Here is a 16,061-nt window from a genome sequence, read left to right as displayed (position 1 = left end):
GTGTCCGAAAGCCAGGGCCCGGCCTATCCCGCCGGACGGACCTCCGCCAGCCGCAACTCGTCGTTCGTCGAGGAGTTGGGCGTGTAGTCCACCCCCGGAGACTTGCTCATCAGGCCGGTCATGCGGGCAACGAAGGCGAACTGCACCAGGCTCTCGCGCTCGTACTCGAAGGCCTCCGCGTAGGCATCCTGCCGGTCGTCGCCGGTCTTCGTGGCGGCGTCGTCGAGGATCGCGTCGAACTCCGGAGAACCGAACATGCTCATGGATCCGTCACTGGCCATGTAGGAATCCACGCTGAACGAGGCGTCGCCGGCCTGGTTGCCGTGCTGGACCAGCATGGCGATCGCGCCCTCGTCCTTAATGAAGGGCTCCACCTGGTACTGCAGGCCGACCGACGTCTCGACAACCTTGGCCTCGACATTCAGTCCCGCCTGGTTCAGCTGCTCCTGGAGAACCTCGGTCAACTGCGAGATCTTGGGGAACTGGCCGTTGCGGGCCACGATGGTGATCTTGGCACCGGTGTCCACGCCGTCCGCCTTGGCCTCGGCGACCAGCTCCTTGGCCTTGTCCAGGTTCGACTCCCACGGTTCCAGCGACTCGTTGAATCCGACGACGCCGGGCGGAACGATCTGCTCGGCCGGTTCGCTCTCGCCCGCGTAGAGGGACCCGGTGATGCCGCCCCGGTCGATCGCGTAGTTGACCGCCTGCCTGATGCGGATGTCGTCCAGAGGGGCGATGTCGCCACTGAAGCGCAAGGCCACCGTCTCGTTGTTGGGGTAGGTCACCGCCAGGTCGCCGGCGCCGTCGGCCGAGCTGATGCCGGTGGCGATGTCCGCCTCCCCACCAGACACCATGGCCGCGCGCACGGTCCCCTCGGAGCGCCACTGGTAGTCGACGGCGGGGTAGGCGGGCGCCTCGCCCCAATAGGAGTCGTTGCGCGTCAGGGAGATCTTGATTCCGGCGTCCCACGACTCGATGGCGTACGGTCCGGTGCCGACCGGTTCGCGCACCTTCGCGTCCGCCGCCCCGTCGGCCGGGGATCCAATCTCGATGAAGGAAAGGCGCAGGGGCAGGACGGGGTCCGCAGTCTCGGTGGTGACGACCAGCGTCTTCTCGTCGACAACGTCCAGCGCGACATCCGCGTCGCCGAAGACCTGGCCCTCGACGTCGCAGCCAAGCTTGCCGTTGACGGCGCGGTCGATCGCGGCCGCGGCGGCCGTCGCGTTGAACGGGGTGCCGTCCTGGAAGGCGACGCCCTCGCGCAGCGTGAATGTCCACTCCTTCTCGCCCGTGGCCCGCCACTGAGTGGCCAGCAGGGGCTCGAGCTCGCCCGAGGACGGGTTCCGTTCCATGAGCGGCTCGGTGATGTTCGATCGGACGAGCATGCCCGTGGAGGACAGGGTCGAATCGCAGGCCTCGAGCGTCGTCGGTTCGATGGCCAGTGCTATGCGCAGCGTGCCGGCGCCACCGGCGGCGGGGTCCGGCTCGGAATTGGCGACGCTGCAGCCGCCGAGCAGGACGGTGGAGGCGGCGGCCAGGGCGAGGGGCGTGCGGAGGCGTCTGAACGGGCCCGGTTGTGTGGTGGAAGAAGAAGGCATCATTGGTTCCTCTGGAGTCTGTGGTGGACAGTGGTGGTTGCAGGCGTCGTTGGTCCTCCGGGGCGCCGGCCTCAGTGGAGCGGTGGCCTATCATGACGACCATGACGTTGCTGTCGGATTCCGCGTTCCCGTCCCCCCTCCCGCCTGTGGATGCGGCCCCAACGCGCACCGAAATGATCGTCGAGTCGCTTAAGGGCGCGATATTTTCCGGGCGCTTGAAGCCGGGCGAGGTGCTGGTGGAACGCAAGATCGCCGAGCAGCTGGGGGTCTCCAAGACACCGGTTCGCGAGGCTCTGATCGTGCTGCAGCGTTCGGGACTTGTCGCCGTCGGGCAGCGCAGCATCGCGGTCCGCAGTCTCAGCTTCACCGACATCCGGCACGTCTATGAAGAGCGTGTCCTGCTGGAACCCTGGGCCATCGTCGATGCCGCGCGGGTGGATCCGGATTTCGCGGCGGCACGCCGGGCCCTCGACGAGGCGCGCCGACACGCTGCCGCGGGCGACAACGCGGCCCGGGCCCTGGCGAACCGACGGTTTCACCGAGGCATGTACGCGAGCAGCGAGAACACGTTCATCGTCAAGGCGCTGGACAGCCTGCAGGACCTGACCGCGCTTGCCGTGGTCGGTGTGCTCTGGGAGCACTGGCCGCGTTGGGAGGCGGAGGGTGCTGAACACGAGGCTATCTTCGAGGCCGCCCATGGCGGGGACCCCGAGCGCGCCGCCGAGTTGATGCGCCGCCACATCACCGCCTCGATCGATCGGGCCGCCGAGAGCGAACGGGCCGGGCGCTAGCAGGGTCAACGCTGCTCCCGGTAGGCCCGCATCGTCTCCTCGTTGGGCGGGTAGGTTCCGCGCAGCGGCCTCCCGCCCTCGATTTGCCCCAGCACAAACTCCTCCAGCCTCTCCTGCTCCAGGGAGTCCATAGCCACGGTTTCGGCCAGATGCCGAGGGACGCAGACAACGCCGTCGCGGTCGCCAACGATGATGTCTCCCGGGTAGACGGCCACCTCGGCGCAGGCGATGGGTACCTGAAAGTCGACGACGTGGTGCTGGGCGAGATTGGTGGTGGGGGACGGGCCCGCCGAAAACGTGGGAAGGTCCAGCTTCTCGAATCCGGCCATGTCCCGGAGCGAGCCGTCGGTCACCACGCCGGCGGCGCCCCGTGCCCGCAGGCGCGTGGCCAGGATGTGGCCCAGCGAGGCGGCTCGCTTTTTCCCGCGGGAGTCGATCACGAGGACCTGACCGGCTTGAACGGACTCGACTCCCTTCCTCTGGGGATGGTCGTAGTCCTGGAAGATGGCCGGGACGTCGATGTCCTCGCGGGCAGGGATCGATCGCATCGTGAAGGCCTCGCCGACCATTCGCTGGCGGGACGGATTGGAGACGGACAGCCCCTCAAGGAACGTGTTGCGGAACCCGCGGGCGAGTAGCTGGGTGGTAATGGTCGCGGTGCCCACCGAGTGGAGCGCGGCCATGGCCTGCTGGCTGAGTGGGGCCTGGGCGCTCGCCGGTGCCTCTGTTTCTGCGCTCCGACCGGACTGACCTGTTGCTTCTACCGACACCATGTTTCCTTTCGATGAGTCGAATAAATTGGTATACCAAGATACCAACGCTCAAGCTACAGGAGGACAGACGCACACGGAAGAGGTGCCGGGACTCAGCCGCCCGCGTGGTGCAGGGCAAGCGCGGCGACGAAGCCCATGGAGGCCGTCATCCCGGTCATCACATGGTGTTCCTCGAAGGCCTCCGGGATCATCGTGTCCGCGACCATGGCCAGGATCGCGCCGGCGGCCAACGCGTTGATGAACGCGACGAGGGGATCGGGGGCCGTCTGCAGCGCCAGGTAGCCGACAAGGGCGCTGATGCCGGACATCACGGCGATCCCGCCCCACACACCGAAGACGTAGCCGGCCCCGCGGCCCGCCCGCTTCATTCCGGCGGTGCTGGCGAGCCCCTCTGGCACGTTGGAGATGAACACGGCGGTCAGCATGGCGGGGCTCGCCGCGCCCCCGGCCACGATCCCCAGCCCGAGCACCAGCGATTCGGGGATGCCGTCCAGCAGCGCCCCGACGGCGATCGCGGTCCCGCTTCCGGGGTGCTCGTCCTCGCCCGGTTGGAGCGGCCCGGACCGCTTGCGGTGTTTGGCGCCGCGGGCGGCGAGCATCGCGTTGGCCCCGGCGAAGAGGGCGGCGCCGACGATAAACCCGATGACCGTGGCGGACATGCCTCCCGTCGAGACGGCCTCGCCGACCAGTTCGAACGCGAGTGCCGAGATCAGGACCCCCGCGCCGAAAGCCATCACCGTGGAGACCGTTTTGGTGGGGATGCGCCACTTCCACGCGATGGCGCAACCCACGAGCAGCGCCGACCCGCCCAGGGTTCCCGCCACGAGGGCCGTGAGCCAATCGGGCATCATGCCCCGCGCCCAGGGCCGGCCGCCGGGCGATGCGTCGCGGGAGACGCCCGCGCGACGTTGTTATGGGGCCCGCGCACGGGCCACGACGTTTGCGGGGAGGTCATGCCCCATCCTAGGACCGGCCAGGGACCGCTGCTGCCCGGTCAGCCGCCCGGTCGCCTCGCGTTCAACGCACCGAACGACGCCGGAACAGCCGACGCAACCAGCCGTCCGCGCCGAGGTGCCCCTGGAGTTCGCGGGGGCCCGCCGCCTCGTCCGGCAGTCGCCCGTCCTCGCCGTAGAAGATGTGCGAGGTTCCGGGGCCGGGGTTCTGGGCCCCGGCCAGATTCGGCAGGCCCGGGCTGTCGGCCGACGTGTGGACGCCGTGTGGTCCCACCCCCTCCATGTCGCGCAGCGGGTTCTCGCTTGGATGGTCCTGCTTTTTTGTGGAGCCCAGTCGCTTCATCGCACTCACCGGTCCTTCGACGCCGTGGCTTCATTTTAGGATTCGGCCGCGTCATAGGGAATGGATGGTGGACCGTGCGGCCATTAGCAGTCGATGTGCCGCGCAAGCACGAATGTGTCCCACATGTCCCCCCGCGTCCGATCATTACGCCGCCGCGGGCCGGCCGGCACGTGCGCGCGATCCCCAGGTGACGCCCCGTGACCGCATGTTGAGCAAAAGGGACGGACCATGACGACACAATCCGCCGACCCGGGAGCCGTTGGTTCAATTGAAGGACACCATCCAGAGCGGCTGAGAGACCTGGCTCAACGACGCCGCAGCAAGTCCGTGGACTCCATCCACGGATAGTGCTTCGGCCAGGACCGATGGAGATCTCACGATTCCGGCCGTCATCACGGGTGCCCCCTCGCTGCCGTCTGCCGTTTCGCTGATTTCTTCGACATCCACACAGTTGAAGGAACCCCATGCACCCGACCCACGCAGCTCCCACCCCTCGCTCCACGCCGTTGGCGGGCGGACTCCTCAAGTCCATCGGACTGGCCGCCGCGGCCGCGATCATCCTCACCGGCTGCTCGCTGAAGGAACCCGTTGCACCCGCCGGTGCGGCGCCGGCCGCGGGTGCCGCGGCCGCCGCGGCCCCCGCCGCGGACAACGCCGCCGTGGCCGACGCGCCGTCCCTGGAGGGAAAGACCATCGGCATCGCCGCCAAGGACATCGTCCACGACTTCAGCCGGGTCGTGTACGACGAACTCAAGGCCAGCGTCGAGGCGCGCGGCGGCAAGGTGATCGCCACCCAGGCCGAGGCCAAGGACGACAAGCACGTCACCGACGTCGAAAACCTCGTCACCCAGCGCCCCGACGCCATCGTTGTGATTCTTGGCGACGCGCAGACGCTGACCCCGGCGCTGAAGAAGGTGGACGACGCCGGCATCCCGCTCTTCACCATCGACTTCCAGTCCGAATACGGCATCAACAACGTCACCAGCGACAACTGGGTCATTGGCTCCACACTCGCCCGCACGCTCGCGGAGGACATCGATGGCCAGGGCAAGATCCTGGCCTTCAACGGCTTCCCCGGGGTCGCCCCGTGCCGCATCCGCTACAACGAGCTCAAGGTGGTCCTGGAGGACTACCCCGGCATCGAGATCATCCAGCCCGAACTCCAGGACAAGTACGAGGGCACCATCGAGGACGCCAAGAAGCAGATCCAGGACCAGTTGCGCCGACTGCCCGAGGGCGAGATCGACGCCGTCTGGAGCTGCTGGGACATCCCGCTGATCGGCGCCGCCCAGGCGATCGACAGCGCGGGCCGCGACGAAATCAAGCTCTACGGGGTCGATGCCGAGCCCGGCGCGCTGGACCTGATCGCTGATCCCGAGAGCTCTTACACCGGGACGGTGGCCCAGCAGACCAAGGCCATGGCCGCGCAGTCCGCCGCCAACGTGGCCCTGTTCCTGGGCGGTCGCGAGGACGAGGTCACGCGGACCAGCTACCTGTCCCCGGTGTTCATCGACAAGACCAACGTGAACCAGGTGCGCAATGACCTTGGCATCTAACCCACCGCTGCTCGCGATGCGGGCCATCAACAAGACCTTCGGTGCCGCCCGCGTCCTCGCCGACGTCGACCTGACGCTGCGGGCCGGAGAAATCCTGGGCCTGGTCGGCGAGAACGGCGCCGGCAAGTCCACGCTGATCAAGATCCTCACCGGGCTCCACACCGCCGACGAGGGCACCATCGAGCTGGGCGGCGCCGCCGTCCCGGTCTTCAGGCCGGCAGACGCCGAGGCCCTGGGCATCCACGTGATCCACCAGGACCGCCACCTGGCCGCCAAGCTCACCGTCGCGGAGCAACTGTACCTGGGGCAGCGGACACTGGGGCGAGGCTGGATCCGCGCCCGGTCCATCGAGGCCCGGGCCGCCGCCGACATCCTGCGCGTCACCGGTCAGGACATCGACGCGTCGCTCTTGGTGGAGCGGCTCACGGTCGCGCAGCAGCAACTCATCCAGATCACCCGCTCCGTCCTCTCCGAGCCGCGGATCCTGATCCTGGACGAGCCGACCGCGCCGCTGGCCGCCCGCGAGGTCGAGCAGTTGTTCGGCACGTTGCGCCGGCTTCAGGAGCACGGCGTGGGCATCATCTACATCAGCCACTACCTTCAGGAGTTGCACGAGATCACCGACCGCGTGACGGTGCTCCGCAACGGGCGCAATGCCGGCGACGTGGACCTGCGGTCGGGCACGCTCGAGGACGTCGTCGAGCTGATGGTCGGACGCAAGGTCGTCGAGTTCGAGCACGGCCGCGCGCCCCGCCGGCCGCAGTCGGACACGCCGGCCCTGCGCGTGGAGGCGCTGACGGTCCCGCGCGCGCTCGAGTCCCTGGATATCGAGGTACGGGCCGGCGAGGTCGTCGCGATCACCGGGCTGGTGGGCTCCGGCGTCGACGTGGTCGCCGACGCGGTCACCGGAACCGGCCGGCGGCGGGGCGAGGTGGTGCTCAACGGCAAGCCAGTGGGAACCATCGCCGACTTTGTTGCCCACGGCGGCGCCTATGTGCCGTCGAACCGGCGGCGGGACGGCCTTTTTGTGCGCAACACCGTCCAGGAGAACCTCTCCGTCGCCAGCCTGAAGGCCGTCTCCCGGCTTCTCGGATTCATCTCGCCCGCACGGGAGCGCAAGCTCGCCGAGGGACTCGTCAAACAACTCGACATCCGGCCCGCCAACGTGGCCGCCGTGGGCGGAAGCCTGTCCGGCGGGAACCAGCAGAAGGTGGTCCTGGCCAAGTGGCTCGCGACCAAACCCTCCGTGCTGGTCCTCGACCAGCCCACGTCCGGGGTCGACGTCGGCAGCCGCTCGCAGATCTACGAACAGATCCAGGAACTGGTCGACGCCGGCGCCGCGGTCCTCGTCGTCACCGTCGACCTGGAGGAGCTGGTCGGCATCGCCGACCGGACCCTGGTCCTCTACCGCGGAAAGGTGGCGGCCGAGCTCTCCGGAACCGACGTCACCACGGACAGGATCCTGGAGATCGCCTCCGGCGCCGCGGCCGTTTCCACGCAGAACGCCAAGGAGTACGCATGAGCACCGCCACAGTATTGCGCGATCGAGCGGGCGAGGGAACGGGCGCCGCCAAGCCCCCGCACAAACGGCCATCGGTCATCACGTGGGCCGGGTACGCGATCGTTGTGTTGGTCCTCGGCGTCTTCGCCGTCGGATCGCCGCACTTCCTCCAGTTGTCCAACCTCGCCTCGGTCCTGAACCAGGCGGCGGTGTTCGCCGTCGCCGGGATCGGTCTGGCCGTGGTGATCGTCACCGGAGGCGACGACGTCCTGGAGGGCGGCATCGACCTGTCCATCGGTGCGGTCGCCGGGCTCGCCGGCACCGTGACCGCCGTCGCCGTCGCCTCGGGCGCGGGCGTCCCACTGGCCGTCGTCGTCGGGCTGGCCGTCTCCGCCGCCATCGGGGCGGTCAACGGGACCGCCGTGGTCCTCGGACTGCGGCCCCTGCTGGCCACGCTCGCCACGATGGGAATCGCCACGTCGCTGGAACTGGTGGTCAGCGAAAACATCAAGGTGGCCCTCGAAGGCGGCGTTTTTGTCTGGCTGCGCCAGGGCACGGTCGTGGGACTGCCGTCCGCCGTTGTTGTGCTGCTGCTCGTCGCGCTCGCCGCCTGGTGGGCGCTGGACCGCACCGCCTGGGGCGTCAACAGCCACGCGGTGGGCCAGAACCCCACGGCCGCGTCGGTGGCGGGGCTCAGCCCCGGGCGCTACCGGTTCGCCAGCTACGTCGTCAGCGGCCTGCTCGGCGGGATCGCCGGCGTGCTGCTCGCGTCCAGGCTCTCCGCAGCCGTCCCCGGCATCGGGGCGCAGATCCTGCTGGACATCATCCTGGTGGCCTACATGTCCACCGTGTTCTCCCGGCGCCTGGTGGTCAACGTCGCCGGCACCGTGGTCGCCGCGGTGTTCGTCGCGGGCCTGACCAACGGCCTCACCCTGATGGGCGTTCCCAGCCAATGGGTGGGCGCCGCCAAGGGTGTCCTCATCCTGCTGGTGCTCGCCGTCGTCGTCGTCCGTGGAAGGAGCGTCTCGAAATGACGCTGACCCAAGAACCAACCGTCCGCAACGACGGCGCCACAACCCCCTCCGTGCGGCCGGGACGCGCCGGAGCGTCCGGATCGGTCGCACGTGTCCTCCCGCGGCTCATCGCGCCGCTGGCGCTCGCCGGAATCCTCCTGGTGTTCAGCCTGCTCTCACCGGTGTTCCTGAGTGCCGACAACCTCCTCGGTGTGCTGGGGCAGATGGCCATCCTGGCCCTGGTGGCCGTGGGTCTGACCGTGGTGGTCCGCGCCGGCGGGATCGACCTGTCCATCGGCGTCGCCCTGGACCTCGCGGCGCTGGCCGCGGCGGCACTGATCGCCGACGGCTACCGCGCCTGGGTCGCCATCGTCGCGGGCCTGCTCTTCGGCCTGCTCGTCGGGGCCGTGAACGCCGCGCTGATCGTGGGCCTGCGGATCCCGCCGTTCCTCGCCACGCTGAGCGTCTGGTTCATCGGCACCAGCGTCCAGCAGCTGCTGACCGGCGGAGGGGCCCCGATCTACCTGTCCAAGCCGCGGGTTCCCCTGGAGTTTGCCCTCCTGGGACGCGGGTACGTCCTGGACCTGGACGGCGTGATCGTGAGCGCGGCCGCCGTGGCCGTTGTGGTTGCCCTCCTGCTTGGCCGCACGCGTTGGGGCAGGGCCGTGACGGTCACGGGCGAACAGCCCAACGCCGCACGCATCTCCGGACTGCGCGTCGACCGGATCACCGTCAGCGCGTACCTGCTCTGCTCGCTGGTGGCCGCGTTCGCCGGTGTCATCCTGGCGTCGCGGGCCAACGGGTTTGTCCCCGGCAGCGGCCAGGCGTACCTGATGGACGCGATCGGGGCGGTCTTCATCGGCGCCACGCTCAGCCGTTTCGGCCGCGTGTCCGTCCCCGGGACGCTGGTTGGGGTCCTCGTCTTCGCGCTGCTGAGCAACGGCATGAACCTCGTGGGCCTGTCCTTCTTCTGGCAGGGACTGGGGCGCGGCGTGGTCCTCCTGGCCATCCTGCTCCTCGGCGTGCTCCTGTCCCGCGGCGGGAACAGCGGTCCCGGCACCCTGGGCCGTGCCGCCTTCGGGCGCCTCTTCGCCCGTCCGTCCGCCGCCACCTCGCGAAAGTAGGAAAACCATGGCACAGCGCATCAGCCTCAACGCCTTCGACATGACCACTCCCACCCACCAGAGCCCCGGCCTGTGGCGGCACCCGGACAACCGGGCGGACACCTACAACACCATCGGCTACTGGACCGACCTGGCCCGGACCCTGGAGAAGGGAACGTTCGACGCCCTGTTCCTCGCCGACGTCCTGGGAATCTACGACGTCTACAGGAACTCCAGCGCACCCGCGCTGCTGGATGCGGACCAGGTGCCGCTGAACGATCCGTTCATGCAGATCTCCGCGATGGCGGCCGTGACCCAAAACCTCGGGTTCGCCGTCACCAGCGCGCTGACCTACGAGCAGCCGTACGCGCTGGCCCGCAAGTTCTCCACGCTGGACCACCTCACGGGCGGCCGCATCGGCTGGAACGTGGTCACCAGCTACCTGGAGTCCGCGGCCCGCAACCTCGGCATGTCCCGCCAGCTGGACCACGACGCCCGCTACGACCTGGCGGACGAGTTTATGGAGGTCGTCTACAAGCTGTGGGAGGGGTCCTGGGACGACGGTGCCGTGGTCAAGGACCGGGAGCGGGGCATCTACACCGATCCCTCCAAGGTCCACCCGATCAACCACCACGGCGAATACTTCGACGTCCCGGGCATCCACCTGTCCGAGCCGTCGGCGCAGCGCACCCCCGCGATCTTCCAGGCCGGCGCGTCCCCGCGCGGCCGCCGGTTCGGCGCGGGCCATGCGGAGGGCATCTTCCTGAACTCGATCCGGCCGGAGATCACCCGCAAGTCCACGGACGCCACCCGCGACGCCCTGGAGGAGGCCGGGCGCCCGCGCGACGCCTCCAAGTTCTACGCGCTGGTCACCGCCGTCGTCGCCGATTCGGACGCCGAGGCGGAGAAGCTGCACCGCGACTACCAGTCCTATTCCTCCCGCGAGGGTGCCATGACGTTCTACGGCGGATGGTCCGGGCTGGACCTCTCCGGCTACGCGAGCGAGGAGGAACTGAAGTACCTGGACACCAACGCGGCCCGCTCGGCGCTGTCCATCTTCACCACCGCGGACCCGTCCCGCTCCTGGACGCCGAACTCGATCGCCGACTACCTCGGGATCGGCGGGATCGGCCCCGTGCTGGTCGGGTCCCCGGAGACGGTCGCGGACGAGATCGAGCGCTGGGTCGACGTCGCCGGCCTCGACGGCATGAACCTGGCCTACGCGATCACGCCGGGCTCGTTCGAGCAGTTCACCGAGCTGGTGGTGCCCGAGCTGCGCAAGCGCGGCCGGGTCTGGGACAAGTACCTGGGCTCGACCCTGCGCGAGTACCTTTCCGGCGAGGGCAACGCCCGCGTGGCGGAGGACCATCCGGCGGCCGCCTACCGCGGCGCCTTTTCCGGCGGCCCCAGCGCGGCCGACGCCAAGGCCACGGAGACTCCGGACGCCATCCTCGCCCAGGCCTGACCCGGCGCACCCAGTTGTGCAGCACCCGAACGGAAGGAACACCATGACCACCACCGGAACACTCAGCCGCACCCCCTGGGCGGGCGCCGCCGACGGGGCCGAAGTCGAGCAGTGGAGGGCCGTCGCCCAGACCGTCGCGGACCGACTGGCCGCGGACGTCCTGGAGCGCGACCGCGCCAACCGGAACCCCGTCGCCGAGGCGGAGCTCCTGCGCTCCTCCGGCCTGATCAACCTGTTGGTCCCCGCCGAATTCGGGGGCGGCGGGGGCCACTTCGAGACCGCCTTCGAAACGGTGCGCATCCTCGCCACCGCCGACGGCTCGATCTCGCAGCTTCTCGCCTACCACTACTTCAACCAGGCGGGCATCGGATTCTACGCGGATCCCGCGGAGCAGGCCGCGTGGTGGCGGCGCACCGTCGAGGGCGCGTGGCTGTGGGGCGACTCGGTCAACCCGGTCGACCCGACGCTGGTCCTCACGGCGGAGGGCGACGGCTACCGGCTCAACGGGCTGAAGCGCTTCTCCACCGGTTCCGGCGTCGGTGACGTCATCATCGTCGACGCCGCCGTCGAGGGCGGGGCGGAGCACGGCAAGGTCCTCGCCTTTGTCCTCGAGACCACCCGCGAGGGCCTGGAGCTGCTGGGGGACTGGGACCACTTGGGCCAACGCCTCACGGCGTCGGGCTCGGTGCGGTACACGGACGTTCCGGTCCACCCGTCGGACGTCTTGGGCGAAATCACCGACGAGCCGATCGCCTCGCTCCTGACCCCAGGCGTGCAGCTGGGCTTCGGCAACTTCTACCTCGGCGTCGCGCAGGGAGCGCTGGCCCAGGGCCGCGAGCTGCTGCTGGGCCGCAAGAACGCCTGGTTCCTGTCCGAGGCGGACAGCTACGCGCAAGACAAGATCTTCCAGCGCACGCTCGGTGAACTCAAGGCGCGGACCGCCGCCGTCGAGGCACTGGCGGAGAAGCTCAACCGCCGCTACGACGCCGAGGTGGCGCGGTCCTCGTCGCTGACCGCCGGGCAACGCGGCGAGTACGCCGTCGCGATCGCCGAACTCAAGGTCGTTGCCACCGAGGTGGGCATCGAGGTGGCCAACCGCATCTACGAGGTGACGGGCGCGAGCTCGACGAGCAACGCCGTCGGGCTGGACCGCTACTGGCGCAACGTGCGCACCCACACGCTCCACGACCCCGTCGACTACAAGAAGATCGAGGTTGGAGCGTACTTCCTGCACGGCGAGCTGCAGCCGCTCTCGCTCTACACCTAAACGACCGGCCCCCACACGCCAGGAGGACAAGATGACCACCACCCACGAACACCAGAGCCGGCTCGCCGCGCTCTCCGCCCGCTTCCGACCGATCTTCGGGTCCATCGCGGCCGGAGCCGCCGAGCGCGACCGCACCCAGACGCTTCCCCGCGAAGCGATCAGGGAGCTGGCCGCTGCCGGCTTCGGCGCGTTGCGCGTCCCCGAGTCCCACGGCGGCGCGGGGGCGGACCTGCCGGAGCTGTTCGCGCTGCTGACGGAGCTCGCGGCGGCCGATGCCAACATCAGCCAGGCGCTGCGGGGCCACTTCGCGTTCGTCGAGGACCGGCTCGGCGCGGCGCCGGGCCCGGCCCGCGACGCGTGGTTGGCGCGCTTCGCCGCCGGCGAGCTGGTGGGCAACTCGTGGACCGAGGTGGGCGCCGTGAAGGTCGGCGACGTCCTCACCAAGGTCACGCCCGACGGCAGGGGAGGGTTCGTCGTCAACGGCACCAAGTACTACTCCACCGGCAGCATCTACGCGGACTGGATCGACACCTACGCGGAGCGGACGGACACCGGCGCGCGCGTCATCGCGGCCGTCGGCGCGCACCAGCCCGGCGTGCGGCTCGACGACGACTGGGACGGATTCGGCCAGCGCACCACGGGTACGGGCACCAGCACGTTCACGGACGCGGTGGTGGAGGAAGCGCACCTGATCGACTTCGACACGCGCTTCAAGTACCAGACGGCGTTCTACCAGGCCGTGCTGCTGACGGTCCTGGCCGGCAGCGCACGCGCAGCGGAACGCGACTTCGCGGCCGAGCTGGGCGCGCGCAAGCGCACCTTCAGCCACGGCGCGGCGGAGCGCGCCAGCGAGGATCCGCAGTTGCTTCAGGTCATCGGCGAGGTCTCGTCGGCGGCGTTCGTGGCCGAGGGGGCCGTGGACCGCGTGGCCCGGGCGCTGCAGGGCGCTTACGAGGCGGCGCTCGGCCGGCATGGAGGCACGGTCACGGAGGAGCATGACGAGGCGGCGAACGACGCCGCGGAGCTCGCCTCGGCGCAGGCGCAGATCGCGCTGACGCCGCTGGTGCTGGCGGCGGTGTCCCACGCGTTCGATGCGCTCGCCGCCTCCGCCACCAGCACGACCAAGAACCTGGACCGCCACTGGCGGAACGCCCGAACCGCGGGCAACCACAACCCGTGGGTCTTCAAGGCCCGGCTGGTGGGTGGGCATGCCGTGCAGGGGACCCCGCTGCCGCGCATCTGGGCGATCGGGGCATCGGCGGGCAAGTAGCCCGATAGTGTCGGGGGACACACGCCACGCTCGGAAGGGACCCCCATGGACAAGAAAACCGCCGCCGCCGCCGCACTCGCGCTCCTCACATTGACCGCCTGCACCGGCGGGCCCGCCGCCGATCCCGCCGGTTCCGCCTCCGCCGTGGAGTCCCCCGGCTCCGACTCCGCCCCCGGTTCGAGGCTCGAAGGCGTGAAGGAGGCCGGTGTCCTCAAGGTTTGCACCACCGGGGACTACCGGCCGTTCACGTACTTGGATCCGAAGACCAAGGAGTACGAGGGCATCGACGTGACGATGGTCGAGGACCTCGCCGCCGGCCTGGAGGTGGAGGTGGAGTATGTCCCGACCACGTGGAAGGAGTTGATGCCGGACTTCCTCGCGAAGTGCGACATCGGCGTCGGAGGCGTCTCCGTGTCGCTGGAGCGCGCCGAGCAGGCGTATTTCACGGAGGCGACGCTGGACGAGGGCAAGACCCCGATCACCCTCTGCGCGAACGTCGAACGGTTCGACACGATCGCCGAGATCAACAAGCCGGGCGTCCGCTCCATCACGCCCATTGGCGGCACCAACGAGAAGTTCGCCGAGGAGCACTACCCCAAGGGCGAGGTCATCCGCTTCGAGGACAACAACGCCATCTTCGACGAGATCATCGCCGGGCGGGCCGACGTGATGACCACCGACGCGTCGGAGACCATGTGGGTCGCGAACGAGAAGCCGGAACTCTGCGCGGTCCACCCGGAGGAACCATTCAACTTCTCGCAGAAGGCCTACCTGTTGCCGCTGGGCGACGAGGTCTTCCGGGAGTACGTCGACCAGTGGCTGAACATGGCCAAGAACGACGGCACCTACGAGGCCGCCAAGAAGCCCTGGTTCGGCTAGCCTAGGGCTCCCGCGCCAGGAACGACGCCGGCGCCAGCAGTCCCAGGGGATCGAACACCGTCTTGACCGAGCGCTGAAGCTCCACCTGCCGCTCGCCCAGCTCGCCCGCCAGCCAGGGCCGCTTCAGCGCGCCCACACCGTGCTCGCCGGTAATGGTTCCGCCCAGGGCCCCAGGGCGGTCAGCACCACGCGTTCCGCCGCCGCATGGATGGAGGCCGGCGGCTCGGTTTCGCCGTCGCGCATGGGAGCCAAGAGCCCCACGTGCAGATTGCCGTCCCCGGCGTGGGCGACACATCCCACCTCAACCCCGTGCTCCGCGCCGATCACCTCGATCGCGGCGATCATCTCCACCAGCCGCGACCGCGGAACCGCCACGTCCTCGCCCAGGCGCCACGTGTCCGGCTTGCTGCCGCGCCCCGATCTGCGCAGCTCCACCATGTGTTCGGCCTCCTCGCCGTGCAGGCGCTCCGGGGCGACCCCGGCGCCCGCAACGACCCGTTCGAGCTCCGCCATTTCGGCGGCGGCGCCGTGGCCGTCGGTCTGCAGCAGCAACATCGCCCGGCCCCGCGAGGCGAGCCTGGTGCCGCGGTTGGCGTCGATGCTCAGCAGCGACGATTCGTCGAGGAGCTCGACGGCGGACGGCTGGACGCGGGAGCGCGTGATCGCCTGGACGGCCGCGCCCACCTCGGCCAGGGACCCGGCGAACGCCACCATGGTCTCCGTGGCGACCGGCAGCGGCCGGAGCCGCAGCGTCGCCGAGACAACCACGCCCAGTGTCCCCTCGCTGCCGACAAACAGGCCCACCAGGTCCAGCCCCGTGACGCCCTTGATGGTGCGGTGGCCCACCCTCATCAGCGTCCCGTCGGCGAGAACCACCTCGAGGGCCAGAACGGACTCGCGGGTCACCCCGTACTTGCAGCAGCGCAGGCCCCCCGCGTTCATCGCGACGTTGCCGCCGACGGTCGAGAAGTCAGCGCTGGCCGGGTCGGGGGCGTAGCGCAGGCCGTGCCCGCCGGCGGCCCGGTCCAGGTCCCCGGTGACGACCCCGGCCTCCACCACGGCCAGCTCGTCGTCGGGGAGGATTTCCAGGATGCGGTTCATCCGGTCCATCGACAGGACGATGCCCCCGGGTGGCGCGATCATCCCGCCCGACAGCCCGCTGCCGGCGCCGCGGACCACCACGTGGGCCCGCAGGGCCGTCGCGACCCGCATGGTGGCCTGCACCTGTTCCGTCGAGACGGGCAGGACCACGGCGGCCGGTGGCTCCCCGGCCCGCAGTCCGGACGCGTCCGCGGCGTAGGGCGCCATCTCCGGCGGATCGGAGATGACGGCCCCGCGGGGCAGGACCTCCAACAGCGCGTCGACCACCCGAGCGGCCAGCGGACCTGCCTCCGCGGGCCACTCGCCGCCGCCGCGCGACAGCACCGGGATGGTGCCCGGTACCGCCGGGCGGGGTGGGGCCGGGAGGGGTGGGGTCGGGCGCGGAAGTGGTGCGGTGGCTTTCGGTGGCACGGTGGGAATCCTCGGTTCGGCGGGCCCGCGCCGCCGT

Annotated in this window: 15 protein-coding genes and 1 riboswitch; of the genes, 9 read left to right on the top strand and 6 right to left on the bottom strand. The window is 69.8% G+C overall.

Annotation, left to right across the window (positions count from 1 at the left end; all coding sequences use genetic code 11):
* Window positions 1–23: 23 nt before the first annotated feature.
* A complete protein-coding gene (locus AC3ZJJ_RS14030; protein WP_489892432.1) occupies window positions 24–1,598 on the bottom strand; it encodes an ABC transporter substrate-binding protein in 1,575 nt (524 codons plus the stop codon).
* A 92-nt stretch (window positions 1,599–1,690) separates the two neighbouring features.
* Here AC3ZJJ_RS14030 and AC3ZJJ_RS14025 point away from each other — a divergent pair, with 92 nt between their 5' ends.
* Entirely contained in the window at window positions 1,691–2,389 is a 699-nt protein-coding gene (locus AC3ZJJ_RS14025; protein ID WP_489892431.1) for a GntR family transcriptional regulator, read from the top strand.
* 5 nt (window positions 2,390–2,394) lie between these two features.
* Here AC3ZJJ_RS14025 and AC3ZJJ_RS14020 read toward each other — a convergent pair whose 3' ends face one another.
* The 3 genes from AC3ZJJ_RS14020 to AC3ZJJ_RS14010 all read right to left on the bottom strand — a co-directional run bounded on the left by AC3ZJJ_RS14020 (window position 2,395) and on the right by AC3ZJJ_RS14010 (window position 4,458).
* Window positions 2,395–3,072, bottom strand: a complete 678-nt coding sequence (locus AC3ZJJ_RS14020; RefSeq protein ID WP_489892430.1) for a ribonuclease activity regulator RraA — start codon at window positions 3,070–3,072, stop codon at window positions 2,395–2,397.
* Between the two features lie 182 nt (window positions 3,073–3,254).
* A complete protein-coding gene (locus AC3ZJJ_RS14015; protein ID WP_489895853.1) occupies window positions 3,255–4,010 on the bottom strand; it encodes a ZIP family metal transporter in 756 nt (251 codons plus the stop codon).
* Window positions 4,011–4,179: 169 nt separating this feature from the next.
* Entirely contained in the window at window positions 4,180–4,458 is a 279-nt protein-coding gene (locus tag AC3ZJJ_RS14010) for a hypothetical protein (RefSeq protein ID WP_489892429.1), read from the bottom strand.
* Between the two features lie 275 nt (window positions 4,459–4,733).
* Window positions 4,734–4,830, top strand: a riboswitch (SAM riboswitch).
* 92 nt (window positions 4,831–4,922) lie between these two features.
* Between AC3ZJJ_RS14010 and AC3ZJJ_RS14005 the strand changes: the two genes are divergently transcribed.
* Genes AC3ZJJ_RS14005 through AC3ZJJ_RS13970 form a run of 8 tightly spaced genes read left to right on the top strand, consistent with a single transcriptional unit; the run spans window position 4,923 to window position 14,512 of the window.
* Window positions 4,923–6,014 (top strand): substrate-binding domain-containing protein, encoded by a 1,092-nt coding sequence (locus tag AC3ZJJ_RS14005; RefSeq protein WP_489892428.1) that lies wholly within the window; start codon window positions 4,923–4,925, stop codon window positions 6,012–6,014.
* Window positions 5,998–7,536 carry a sugar ABC transporter ATP-binding protein gene (locus AC3ZJJ_RS14000; RefSeq protein ID WP_489892427.1) on the top strand — a complete coding sequence of 513 codons (1,539 nt, stop codon included), beginning with the start codon at window positions 5,998–6,000 and terminating at the stop codon, window positions 7,534–7,536. Before AC3ZJJ_RS14005 ends, AC3ZJJ_RS14000 begins: the two co-directional genes overlap by 17 nt.
* Window positions 7,533–8,549: an ABC transporter permease gene (locus tag AC3ZJJ_RS13995; protein WP_489892426.1), complete on the top strand. Its 1,017-nt coding sequence runs from the start codon at window positions 7,533–7,535 to the stop codon at window positions 8,547–8,549. The genes AC3ZJJ_RS14000 and AC3ZJJ_RS13995 overlap by 4 nt, the downstream gene beginning before the upstream one ends.
* Window positions 8,546–9,652: an ABC transporter permease gene (locus tag AC3ZJJ_RS13990; protein ID WP_489892425.1), complete on the top strand. Its 1,107-nt coding sequence runs from the start codon at window positions 8,546–8,548 to the stop codon at window positions 9,650–9,652. Before AC3ZJJ_RS13995 ends, AC3ZJJ_RS13990 begins: the two co-directional genes overlap by 4 nt.
* 7 nt (window positions 9,653–9,659) lie before the next feature.
* Entirely contained in the window at window positions 9,660–11,096 is a 1,437-nt protein-coding gene (locus AC3ZJJ_RS13985) for an LLM class flavin-dependent oxidoreductase (RefSeq protein WP_489892424.1), read from the top strand.
* A gap of 43 nt (window positions 11,097–11,139) precedes the next feature.
* Entirely contained in the window at window positions 11,140–12,363 is a 1,224-nt protein-coding gene (locus AC3ZJJ_RS13980) for an acyl-CoA dehydrogenase family protein (RefSeq protein ID WP_489892423.1), read from the top strand.
* Window positions 12,364–12,394: 31 nt separating this feature from the next.
* Window positions 12,395–13,633 (top strand): acyl-CoA dehydrogenase family protein, encoded by a 1,239-nt coding sequence (locus AC3ZJJ_RS13975; protein WP_489892422.1) that lies wholly within the window; start codon window positions 12,395–12,397, stop codon window positions 13,631–13,633.
* A 45-nt stretch (window positions 13,634–13,678) separates the two neighbouring features.
* Window positions 13,679–14,512 (top strand): transporter substrate-binding domain-containing protein, encoded by an 834-nt coding sequence (locus tag AC3ZJJ_RS13970; RefSeq protein ID WP_489892421.1) that lies wholly within the window; start codon window positions 13,679–13,681, stop codon window positions 14,510–14,512.
* A gap of 1 nt (window position 14,513) precedes the next feature.
* Here the strand turns inward: AC3ZJJ_RS13970 and AC3ZJJ_RS13965 are convergent, their stop codons facing one another.
* Together AC3ZJJ_RS13965 and AC3ZJJ_RS13960 are read right to left on the bottom strand one after the other, a co-directional pair.
* On the bottom strand, window positions 14,514–14,648 hold the full coding sequence (locus AC3ZJJ_RS13965) for an FAD-linked oxidase C-terminal domain-containing protein (RefSeq protein WP_489892420.1): 135 nt from the start codon (window positions 14,646–14,648) through the stop codon (window positions 14,514–14,516).
* Window positions 14,636–16,024 (bottom strand): FAD-binding oxidoreductase, encoded by a 1,389-nt coding sequence (locus AC3ZJJ_RS13960; protein ID WP_489892419.1) that lies wholly within the window; start codon window positions 16,022–16,024, stop codon window positions 14,636–14,638. The genes AC3ZJJ_RS13965 and AC3ZJJ_RS13960 overlap by 13 nt, the downstream gene beginning before the upstream one ends.
* Window positions 16,025–16,061 lie beyond the last annotated feature (37 nt).

This window comes from Arthrobacter sp. AOP29-A2-19 (genome assembly GCF_058138025.1).
The sequence above is the reverse complement of the archived record's forward strand: the minus strand, read 5'-3'. Positions and strand labels throughout refer to the sequence as shown.

Coding starts and splice junctions, on each gene's coding strand:
- AC3ZJJ_RS14030 (WP_489892432.1), bottom strand. CDS start 1,598: ATGCCTTCTTCTTCCACCACACAACCGGGCCCGTTCAGACGCCTCCGC.
- AC3ZJJ_RS14025 (WP_489892431.1), top strand. CDS start 1,691: ATGACGACCATGACGTTGCTGTCGGATTCCGCGTTCCCGTCCCCCCTC.
- AC3ZJJ_RS14020 (WP_489892430.1), bottom strand. CDS start 3,072: ATGGCCGCGCTCCACTCGGTGGGCACCGCGACCATTACCACCCAGCTA.
- AC3ZJJ_RS14015 (WP_489895853.1), bottom strand. CDS start 4,010: ATGCCCGATTGGCTCACGGCCCTCGTGGCGGGAACCCTGGGCGGGTCG.
- AC3ZJJ_RS14010 (WP_489892429.1), bottom strand. CDS start 4,458: ATGAAGCGACTGGGCTCCACAAAAAAGCAGGACCATCCAAGCGAGAAC.
- AC3ZJJ_RS14005 (WP_489892428.1), top strand. CDS start 4,923: ATGCACCCGACCCACGCAGCTCCCACCCCTCGCTCCACGCCGTTGGCG.
- AC3ZJJ_RS14000 (WP_489892427.1), top strand. CDS start 5,998: ATGACCTTGGCATCTAACCCACCGCTGCTCGCGATGCGGGCCATCAAC.
- AC3ZJJ_RS13995 (WP_489892426.1), top strand. CDS start 7,533: ATGAGCACCGCCACAGTATTGCGCGATCGAGCGGGCGAGGGAACGGGC.
- AC3ZJJ_RS13990 (WP_489892425.1), top strand. CDS start 8,546: ATGACGCTGACCCAAGAACCAACCGTCCGCAACGACGGCGCCACAACC.
- AC3ZJJ_RS13985 (WP_489892424.1), top strand. CDS start 9,660: ATGGCACAGCGCATCAGCCTCAACGCCTTCGACATGACCACTCCCACC.
- AC3ZJJ_RS13980 (WP_489892423.1), top strand. CDS start 11,140: ATGACCACCACCGGAACACTCAGCCGCACCCCCTGGGCGGGCGCCGCC.
- AC3ZJJ_RS13975 (WP_489892422.1), top strand. CDS start 12,395: ATGACCACCACCCACGAACACCAGAGCCGGCTCGCCGCGCTCTCCGCC.
- AC3ZJJ_RS13970 (WP_489892421.1), top strand. CDS start 13,679: ATGGACAAGAAAACCGCCGCCGCCGCCGCACTCGCGCTCCTCACATTG.